This is a genomic window from Streptomyces sp. NPDC006458, from assembly GCF_040612135.1.
In the GTDB taxonomy this organism is placed as follows: domain Bacteria; phylum Actinomycetota; class Actinomycetes; order Streptomycetales; family Streptomycetaceae; genus Streptomyces.
Window position 1 is genome coordinate 1 of the sequence record NZ_JBEXPR010000069.1, and the last position, 9,286, is coordinate 9,286.

General features: G+C 67.1%; 7 protein-coding genes and 4 pseudogenes. 7 read left to right on the top strand and 4 right to left on the bottom strand.

Going from position 1 to position 9,286, the window contains the following annotated elements; translation table 11 throughout:
• Positions 1-211 precede the first annotated feature (211 nt).
• A pseudogene (locus tag ABZZ79_RS39230) lies at positions 212-397 on the top strand (IS5/IS1182 family transposase); the annotation flags it as partial.
• Between the two features lie 86 nt (positions 398-483).
• On the opposite strand, the pseudogene ABZZ79_RS39235 reads toward ABZZ79_RS39230, so the two are convergent.
• Positions 484-1,096, bottom strand: a pseudogene (locus tag ABZZ79_RS39235) (proprotein convertase P-domain-containing protein); the annotation flags it as partial.
• Between the two features lie 230 nt (positions 1,097-1,326).
• Here ABZZ79_RS39235 and ABZZ79_RS39240 point away from each other — a divergent pair.
• The 3 genes and pseudogenes from ABZZ79_RS39240 to ABZZ79_RS39250 form a co-directional block, all read left to right on the top strand.
• A complete protein-coding gene (locus tag ABZZ79_RS39240; RefSeq protein ID WP_356697408.1) occupies positions 1,327-2,301 on the top strand; it encodes a LacI family DNA-binding transcriptional regulator in 975 nt (324 codons plus the stop codon).
• A gap of 294 nt (positions 2,302-2,595) precedes the next feature.
• Entirely contained in the window at positions 2,596-3,660 is a 1,065-nt protein-coding gene (locus ABZZ79_RS39245) for a Gfo/Idh/MocA family oxidoreductase (RefSeq protein ID WP_356697410.1), read from the top strand.
• 742 nt (positions 3,661-4,402) lie between these two features.
• Positions 4,403-4,489: pseudogene (locus ABZZ79_RS39250) on the top strand (IS5/IS1182 family transposase); the annotation flags it as partial.
• 271 nt (positions 4,490-4,760) lie between these two features.
• Here the strand turns inward: ABZZ79_RS39250 and ABZZ79_RS39255 are convergent.
• The 3 genes and pseudogenes from ABZZ79_RS39255 to ABZZ79_RS39265 all read right to left on the bottom strand — a co-directional run.
• On the bottom strand, positions 4,761-5,771 hold the full coding sequence (locus ABZZ79_RS39255; RefSeq protein ID WP_356697412.1) for a tyrosinase family protein: 1,011 nt from the start codon (positions 5,769-5,771) through the stop codon (positions 4,761-4,763).
• Between the two features lies 1 nt (position 5,772).
• A complete protein-coding gene (locus ABZZ79_RS39260) occupies positions 5,773-6,102 on the bottom strand; it encodes a hypothetical protein (RefSeq protein ID WP_356697414.1) in 330 nt (109 codons plus the stop codon).
• A gap of 209 nt (positions 6,103-6,311) precedes the next feature.
• Positions 6,312-6,578: pseudogene (locus ABZZ79_RS39265) on the bottom strand (site-specific integrase); the annotation flags it as partial.
• Positions 6,579-6,739: 161 nt separating this feature from the next.
• Between ABZZ79_RS39265 and ABZZ79_RS39270 the strand changes: the two are divergent.
• From ABZZ79_RS39270 to ABZZ79_RS39280, 3 genes are all read left to right on the top strand, one after another.
• Entirely contained in the window at positions 6,740-7,006 is a 267-nt protein-coding gene (locus ABZZ79_RS39270) for a hypothetical protein (protein ID WP_356697416.1), read from the top strand.
• 46 nt (positions 7,007-7,052) lie between these two features.
• Positions 7,053-7,796 (top strand): hypothetical protein, encoded by a 744-nt coding sequence (locus ABZZ79_RS39275; protein ID WP_356697418.1) that lies wholly within the window; start codon positions 7,053-7,055, stop codon positions 7,794-7,796.
• A gap of 293 nt (positions 7,797-8,089) precedes the next feature.
• Positions 8,090-9,115, top strand: coding sequence for a right-handed parallel beta-helix repeat-containing protein (locus tag ABZZ79_RS39280; RefSeq protein WP_356697420.1), 1,026 nt, complete (start codon positions 8,090-8,092; stop codon positions 9,113-9,115).
• The last annotated feature ends 171 nt before the right edge of the window (positions 9,116-9,286 follow it).

The window sequence follows — 9,286 nt, forward strand, 5'->3', positions numbered from 1 at the left end:
CTGCTGCGGTTGCTCTTGCTTCCCACCTGGCCACTACTTCCTCTGGAACCTCATGTCCCAGTCTCCAGGTGTCCAACATCAAGGGGAAGCTTCACCCTCAAGCTCGACGACTCCGGCAGTACTGGCCGGCGAGCGTCCGGCCACGGACATGGACCTGACGGGCGGAGGGCGGCTCCGGCCGTCAGCGCCTCTGCTGCTTGCGGAGACGGAGGGCGCGACGCCCACGTGGGCCCGTCGCGGCGCTGCTCACGGCTCCGGCCTGGGCAAGACCCGCTGGGTGGTCGAGCGCTCCACCAATTCAAGCCTGCGCATCCGCTACGAGATACGCGCCGGCCTCCACCGCGGCCTGCTCCAACTCGCCTGCACCATCTTCTGCCTGAGACGGCTCCGAACCTGAATCTGAAACGATCAGTTGGCTCACGCTGTTGGCCGTTCTGGCGTCGCCGCTGTCGTTCGCGGCCCAGCGGGTGGGCGGCGTCGCGGTCAGTGGGTGTCACTGGTGTCACCGGTCCGCAGGCGGGTGACCGCCGTGGACCAGAAGGTCAGTTTCCAGCTGTTGATGCGGCCGGTGTCGGAGCTGAACATGTCCTGGACCTTGAGCTTCCAGGTGCCATTGGCGACCTCGCTGGAGGCGTTCACCGTGTAGGTGGCGATCACGTTGTCGGCCGAGTCGTAGATGTCGGAGTCCTTCAGGCGGTACAGCGTGCCGTCGGGGGCCTGGAGGTCGATGACCAGGTCACCTCGGAAGGTGTGCCTGATGTCGACGTCGACCTGGAGGGCGCTCGGCGCGTTGCCGCTCAGGCCCGTGACATTGATGTCGGAGAACACCGCGGCACCCTTGTCCGGGATGGCCACGTCGGTGGTGTTCTCGAAGACGATGATCACGCTGACGACGTTCCAGGTGAAGGGGGTGGTGCCGGTGGCGTTGGTGGAGTCGTTCACCGTGGCTGTGACGTTGCTGGTGCCCAGCGTGGTCGGGGTGCCGGAGATCAGGCGAGAGGTCGGCGGCGGCCTGGAGGGTGGCGGTGCGGGCACCGGCGTAGTTGGTGGAGGAGGTCATGTAGGTGGTGAGCGCCCGGTACCAGATCTTGGCGGCGGCGAAGATGTCGGAGGTGGCCTCGTTCAGGCCACCGGACTCGCCCAGCGCACGGGAAGTTGACAAAACACACCACCCGAAGGTCGCCCGGCGGCCCGATCGCACTGGTGGTGCGGCAGGCATAGGCGTGGGGCACGCATAGGCTGGAACGCCGACGATGCCTCCGGCAGGGGCCCGTGGCGTCCGGTCACAGAAGGAGAAGGTCGAAGATGCAACACCAGCCTGTGACGATGAGTGATGTGGCCCGTACCGCAGGGGTCTCGGTGACCACCGTCTCCTACGTGCTGAGCGGGAAGCGCCCGGTGGCTCCCGCCAAGAGGGAAGCGGTGCAGGCGGCCATCGCCGAGCTGGGGTTCCGGCTGAACACCGTGGCGCAGAGCCTGCGCACGGGGCGGTCCAGCACCGTGGCTCTGATCATCCCGGACATCGCCAACCCGTTCTACGCCCAGCTGGCCCGCGGGCTGCAGGACACCTTGCGTCCGGGGCAGTACCACGTCGTCGTCTGCAACACGAACGCGGAGCGCGCGGAAGAACTGCACTACCTCGACGACGCGGTCAAGCGCTGCCTCGACGGAGTGGTGATCACCCCCTCGTGGCTGACCCCGGAGGACTTCGACGCCGTCCGGGCAGCGGGCATCCCGGTCGTGGTCAGCGCCGACAGCGAGTGGAGGGACCTGGATCAGGTGCGCGCCGATTCCCACGAGGCCGTCGACGAGGCGGTCGGGCATCTCGCGCGGCAGGGCCACGAACGACTGGGCATGCTGGTCGGGCCGGCGGGCACGCCGGGCGGTGACCCTCGCCTCGAACTGTTCCGCGGCGCCGCCCGGCGTCACGGGCTGGAGCTGCCGGCCGGCCTGGTCGTGCGCGGGAAGCACACCCGCGAAGCCGGCGCCGCGGGCCTGCGCCGACTGATGAGCCGCAAGAACCCGCCGACCGCGGTCGCCTTCGTCAACGACCGCACTGCCATCGGGGCCCTGGAAGCGGCGGAGCAGATGGGCCTCGCGGTCCCGTCCGACGTGGCGCTGATCGGCCATGACGACATCGAGCTCGCCTCCCTGGTGCGCCCCCGACTCTCCACGATCCGCTATCCCGCCTACGAGGTGGGATCGACGTGTGGACGCCTGCTTCTGGAACGTCTGGGAGGCCGCGTCAGCCTGTCGCAGGTCGCCCTGCGCACGCAGTTCGTCCTGCGCGAGTCCGTCTGATCGTCTTCGCGGCGGCCCCGCACAGTCGGCCGTCAGGCTTGACAAGCTGCGGCGCTCCCGACATATCGTGGCGCAATCGATTGCGCGAGAACTTGGACCGGCTACCTCTCAGACCGTCCACCCACGACGAAAAAGCAGGACCACCCCACTTCTGCACACCGTTTGCTCAGCGTCCCCGCTGGGCGGATGCCGGGTGTCCCCCGCAGGTCGCCGAGGGGAGGCACACCGCGAGACCCGGGGCAGCGTCGCCGTTCCCGCGCACACCGCATTCGCATCCGAGCCGACAGGAACCCCATGACGCAGAACCAGTCAGTCAACGCCCACGAGGCGGCACGCATGGTGCTGCCCGCACCCCGGACGCCTTCCCCTCGTGACGCACCGGCTCTGAACTGGGGGGTGATAGCCCCGGGCTGGATCGCGGCCTACTTCGTCGAAGCGCTGCAGAAGTACACCGAGCAGAAAGTGGTGGCGGTCGGCTCGCGTGACGCCGGGCGCGCCCGCGCCTTCGCCGACCGGTTCGGCATCCCGGCGGCCTACGGCAGTTACGCCGAACTCGTCGAAGACGACGCTGTGGACATCGTCTACGTCGCATCGCCGCACTCAGGCCATTTCGAGCAGGCCCTGCAGGCGATCGAGGCCGGCCGGCACGTACTCGTGGAGAAGGCGTTCACCCGCAACGCCCATGAGGCCGAGCAGCTGATCGAAGCCGCCAGGGAGCGGGGGGTGTTCCTCATGGAGGCGATGTGGACACGCTTCCTGCCGCACATCGACGTGGTCCGCCAGGTGCTCGACTCCGGGCTGCTCGGCGAGGTGCACACCGTCATCGCCGACCACGGCCAGCCGATGACACCCGAGGTGCAGCACCGCCACTTCGCCCCCGAGCTGGCGGGCGGAGCACTCCTGGACCTCGGCATCTACCCGGTCTCCTTCGCCTCGATGGTGCTGGGGCCGTTCACCTCGGTCAAGGCGGTGGGCACAAAGACGTACACCGGCGTCGACGGCCAGGCGTCGATCCTCGTCACCGCCGAATCCGGAGCCCACGGAGTGCTGAACACCACCCTCTTCGCCCGCACTCCGACCACGGCATCGATCGCCGGAACGCATGCCCGTCTGGAGATCGACGGCCCCTTCTACGGACCCTCCACGGTCCGGCTCATCGGCCGGGACAACGAGCTGATCGACACCTTCGTCCCCCCGCAACTCGACGGCGGGCTGTGCTACGAGGCCGCCGAAGCGGCCCGCTGCATCAGCGCCGGGCGGCTGGAATCCGACCTGATGCCGCTCGCCGAGACACTGAGCATCATGCACGTCCTGGACGGCATACGGCGCGATCTCAACGTCACTTTCCCCGGAGAGTGACCCACCCCCTGGGGCACCCGCACAGTGCCCCAGGGGCACTCCCCGCACCAGATCACGGAGGCCGTCAACAGCCGTGTGCCCGAACGCGGCCGAACTGCTCACGACCGCCGATGCCGCCTCTGCCGGGGCGCAGGATGCGGTATAGCGCCACACCACCCGACAGTAGTTGTGGGTGTCCTGGGCCCAGGGCCAGGTCGGCCGGGTGCGGTAGGCGTCGGCGCCCGCCACCCATGTGCGGACGGCGGTCCCGGTGGGGAGTCCGATGTGGTCGTCGGGGTAGGCCGTCCATTGCGCGTCCCGGTCCCAGGTCAGGTCTCGGTCCTGCTGGAGAGGGTGTAGCGGATGCCGACGTCGGTGAGCGCTTCGGAGGGCGGGTTCGCGATCGTGTACGTCGTGATGAGCAGGCCCCGGCCGTCCACGGACATCGATGGTGGTGTTCAGGGTGCCGAAGCGTCCGGTGAGCGTGACGACGGCCTGGCCGCCGTTGGTGGTCACGGTGGCCCGAGGTGCCGGTCCACCGGCCGGGGACCGCGCGGGAGAGCACGAGGTCGGGGCCGCCGCTGAGGACCTTCTCGTCACCTGCCGTGGCCGCGGTCAGGCGGGCGGTCTGCTTGCCGGACGGTGAAGGGCGTGTCCACTCCTGACACGGTGATGGTGTCGGGGGTCTCCTGGACGGCCGGGGTGGTGCCTCCGGGACCGGTACGGAACACCCCCGCTCGCGCGGGGACCACAACGCCCGCCCTGGCGAATCTTCCGCAGAGCCCGCTGCGCCCTCAACCGCATGACCGCCATCGCCTCAGCCATCCTCACCCTGGAGCGGCAACGCTGAAAACGCTCACTGTGTCTCAGAGAGCTGTCGGAGCCGCTGGCACGCTTCGGGTGACTGGACAGGCCCTCGTGACGCCCGCGAGTCGCGCTGGGGACCGTCTCCGCTCCCTTGATGGACTGGGAGTCCACATTGCCGATGATGAAGCGGATCGCATCCACCACGGTGCGCCGCGGATCCGGAGCCTCTTTGCGCGAGTACCACCAGGCGGCGGGATCTGTCAGTCCCGCTCCCTCCGCGCCGGTGTGCTGGCCTCATTGTGGCGCTGCCGGTTTCAGGGCAGTTGGTCGTAGATGCACCAGTTGCTCTGGTCCAACATGTTCCTCGGCGTATAGGGGTAATTCACGGGGAGGGCCAGATTGTCGTCGATCCGTTCACCCGCATATGTGTCCGAGGCTGTCATGTCCGGGGTGTACATCCGGCCATAGCTTTGCAGCCAGCTCTCCCAGGTCCGGTCCACGTTGCAGTGGTGCAGGAAGAACACCGGGTCGTTGGGGGAACTCAGGGGCAGCATGTCGCCGCCCGTCCACAGGTGAACCTGATTGTGCGTCCAGGGCCGCCCCGATGGGTGCCAGCCTTCGAGCCGGCTGCGGAAGCCGTCCGAGTTGACGCTGAAGTCGAGGACGTCGTACCGGTCTTCCGGTTTGGGGTTGGGACTGCCCGGCGCGAAGTCGAGGGCCGCTTTCACATCCGCGCTGGCCGGCAGGGTCTCCCAGCCTTCCGGCCAGGACCGGGCGAACTCCCGGACCAGACCCCGTCCCTGGCCGTTCCCGGCCTGGGACGGCCGTCCGTCGGGGCCGCTTTCGATACGGACGGTGAAGTTGTTCGGGTCGTTCGGGTAGAAGCCGAACGGCCCGTCGGAGACGGGGTTGCCTTGCCCGCCCATGTACTCGGGCGTCCAGATCGGGGCATCGGTCGGCGAGCCGTCGTCGCCGTCGGCCGACCAGTCCCAGTACGGCAGCGCAAAGGTGCTGTCTTCGCCGAGTATCCGTTGAATGTTGCGCTCCACGAGGATGAGCAGCAACCGGTGCCACGGCAGAAATACCGGCCCCCGGTGGGCGTAATTGCGCACCATCGGGTCGCCGTTCCGCGGAATGGGGAAAGTTCCCGCCTGAATGTGCCAGATCACAAACAGGTCGTAGGTGTACACCGGGTTTTCCGGGCCGGGGATGCCGAAGTTCCTGGTGGTCCGCCCGGTCGGCTCCTTCTTGAGCAGTTCGATGCCCGTGACGTACTTCTTCAGCGCGTTCTCGTCGTGCAGGATGTTTCTCCGGACCAAGGCCATCTCAGGCGCCCCCTCCGAAGTGGTCGGGATAGGTGGACCTCAGTGCCCGGACGGCGTCCAGCGCCGAGGTGAACCGGTGATAGGGCAGGCCGGGGCTGTACAGCATGCCACTGTCAGCCACGTGCAGCCGGGCCGTCACCGGTAGCCCGTCCACGACGACGTCGTAGGTGGTGGTGACCGCGATCCGGTGCCCCTCGCGCTCCGTCGTGCGGACGGAAGGCGCTGGCTCCGACGTCTGCTCTCCAGCCGACTGGGCCATCTCGGCCAGGTAGCTTCCGAGCGTGTCGGGCGCGGCGGCAGCAGCGATTTCTTCCGGTTCGATGGCTGTCATGAAGGACTCCCTGATGATGGTGGTTCGCAGGGGCCGGGGGAGTGCGGACATCCCTCCATATCCACCATCCCCGGCCCGGCCCCGGCTGTCCAATCGGCCAACCGGTCAAGCGCCTTGTCAGCCTGTAGGCGGATTCCATCCGCAGGCCCAAGCGCCCGTTTCGCCTCGCGACAACGGCTGATCCTGACGGCACACAGCGGCACGACGTGTTACTCGTATTCGCGCAGTAGGCCTTCGATACACCGGTTGGCAACGTCCTGCCGCCCGTCGAGACGCTTCGCGTAGCGGGTCAGCAAGACCTCAACGCTGTTGCCGGCGCGTTCGGCAACCTCGGTGGGGTCGACTCCAGCATTGAGCCACGCCGACAGCGCCGAGTGGCGAAGGTCTTACGGCCGACTCGCGAGCGGCGAGCCCGCGGCGGTCGGCGGAAGCGCCAGGAGCCGGGCCTCCTGCCACACGCGGCAGTAGCTTGAACTTTGCTGACGCGAAGGGCTAAGTTGTCGGCGTGAAGTGGATGCCGCTCCCCATCTTCCATACCCCACATGAACTTCAGGGATGTCAGGTGAACAACACCATAATCAACGTTCGCACCGACGAAGATTGCTTACCCTACCGCTGACCTGCAGCCACCCGCGACGTGAGCCGTATCGGCGACGCCTGGGTCCTGCACGCCTGCGGCGACTTCGACCGCGACGACCGCAACCTCGTCCGCGCGCAGTTCACGCACCGACGCGTCACCCTCGACGGTGACGTCATCACCGTCTGGCCACGCCCCCGGAAAGACGTCATGACCGGCGTCGGCACCCTCCCCCGCAACCACCCCCGGCCCGCCGCCGCGGCCCCGGGAGCTGGCGGCAGCGCTCGCCCTGCTCGGCGCGGCAGGCTGTGCGGGCGGCGGCGATGATCCGGGCGACCGGCCCGGGCCGACGGCCGCGACCAGCAGCAGCCCGGTGGCCGGCGGTCAGGCCGGACGTCAACCGCAGGAACAGGCGCGGGCGTTGGCGGTGATCGAGGGGCAGCATCAGATGCTGCTGACCGTCACCGGCGCGGAGCGTGATCCGGGCGGGTTCCTCACCGTGCGTGGCACGCTCGCCAACCAGGGAACACAGACGCTGGAGGTTCCGGCGGGGCTGCGCGGCAACGAGAGCGAGGTGCTGCGCAACTACCTGCGCGCCAAGGTGTACAGCTTCCTCGCCCGTCAGGCCATCTGGACCGGCGACCCGGACACGAGGCTGACCTACGCCGAGAAAGGCCTCGTGCGATCGGACCGTCTCACCCCGACCATCCAGGCCATGCTCCACTCCGCACGAGCCCGTGCGTTCGGGAAGATGGGCGACATCGGAGCGACGATGGCCGCGGTCGGCGCCGCCGACGACGCGTTCGCCAAACCCGATCCGCACGGCGACCCGCCGTGGATGGCGTACTACGACAAGGCCCAGCACCACGGGGACACCGGCCATGCCCTCTACGCGCTGGTGCTGCGCAAGGACCAGGACCCCGGCCAGGCCAACCGACGCTTCGAGATCGCGATCGACGGCCACGGCGACGCCTACGCCCGCTCCCGTGCCATCTCCGGCACGAAACTGGCCAGACTGCTGATGGTGAAAGGCGACCCGCGCCCGGCCGCCGTGGTCCCGGAGACCCCCGAGGTGTGGCGGTGCGCCGGAGTATTTCCCGCGCACCGCCAGCCGTAGTCACACTGGTCGGACTACCCGAGGTCAACCCCGCAGGCGTCAGTGCGAGGCAATCGATCTTTACCCGCGATTCCAGCCGGGTTACGGGTTCCACGTCGAGCGGCCCTTCACCGGCAGCGGCACGGGTATCCGTGTGACGAGCGTCGTTGACGCCGAATCCCGGCGCGTGATACCCAGTCTCGGAACTCACACCCAAGGAGGTCTCTGGTGGGGATATTCTCCGCGCAACACTCACTCTCCCGCAGGTCGATGCTGGCGGTTCTGGCACTCCCACTTCTGGCCGCGAAGCCCAAATGCTCCTCCCGGAGGTGTTATTTACCGGCTCCGGTGACGCCATCTACGTAGCCGACTATGCGACGGTGCACCTCGCTGCCGCGGATGCCGCAGGTAAGCGGCTTATTTTCCCCTCAAATCAGACATATGCGGTCACTTCAGCTCTGACAATCCCGGGCGGGTGCTACGTCGAGGGCAACGGTTCCACGATCAAGTTCCCCGACAACTCGACGACCACAACCACTAGTGACTGGTCGGTCGTCACCACGGGCAGCAATGTCACATTCGACAACCTTCGTTTCGACGGCAACGTCCAGAACCAGGGTGGTGTGTGGAGCCAGCACCGGCACAACCTCAGGATCAGCGGTTCCGCCTCGAACGTCACGGTGAAGGGCTGCACCTTCGTCAATATGATCGGCGACGGGATCTACATCTCGACGACCGGCTCGAACATCGACGTCATCCTGGGTAACACGTTCACTGCGAACAGTTCCGCCCGTAACAGGAATGGCGTTTCGATCATCGAGGGCAGGGACGTCACGGTGGACGGGAACACCTTCACCGACTGCGCCCGAGGTGGTATGCCTGGCGCGATCGACGTTGAGCCCAACAGCCCGTCTCAGACGATCGACAACATCGTCATCACCAACAACACGGTGACGCATGCCAACTTCTCCGACGGCACCATGTGGGGCATCATCGCGTGGCTCGGCGCAAACCCGGCGAGCGGCATCGAGATCGCCAACAACAACATCAGCGGCTCCGGGCTTACCTCAGGTGTCCTGGTAGGTGGTCCGAAGGGCGGCCCGTTCAGCAGCGCAACCGGCCTCCACGTCCACGACAACAACATCCACGACCTGAATCCGGACTACAGCATCGGCGTAGAGCTGGATTACTGGACTGGTGTGACGATCGAGAACAACACGATCACGAACGTGCAGTACGGCATTTCCAATTACCAGGCGTGCATCTTGTCGTCGACCGGTAACACATTCACCGGCATCGGTAACAACCACATCGTGAACGACAACCCGCACTGCTCGTAGCCGGATTGGGGTGACGGACGGCGATGACGCACGTCAACACCCAGCCGGCGACGCAGGCAAACGAAACCAGGGAGACTGAGCCTTTTCCAACCTGGTTCTGGAGTCCGACAGTTGGGCTGACAACGTGGTGAAGCCCCTGGTAGATGGGTTTTCGACCAAGAGAACCGTCTC

Bases quoted from the DNA above. Each gene is read 5' to 3' on its own strand.
- ABZZ79_RS39240 (WP_356697408.1), top strand. From the start codon at position 1,327: ATGAGTGATGTGGCCCGTACCGCAGGGGTCTCGGTGACCACCGTCTCC.
- ABZZ79_RS39245 (WP_356697410.1), top strand. From the start codon at position 2,596: ATGACGCAGAACCAGTCAGTCAACGCCCACGAGGCGGCACGCATGGTG.
- ABZZ79_RS39255 (WP_356697412.1), bottom strand. From the start codon at position 5,771: ATGGCCTTGGTCCGGAGAAACATCCTGCACGACGAGAACGCGCTGAAG.
- ABZZ79_RS39260 (WP_356697414.1), bottom strand. From the start codon at position 6,102: ATGACAGCCATCGAACCGGAAGAAATCGCTGCTGCCGCCGCGCCCGAC.
- ABZZ79_RS39280 (WP_356697420.1), top strand. From the start codon at position 8,090: ATGCTCCTCCCGGAGGTGTTATTTACCGGCTCCGGTGACGCCATCTAC.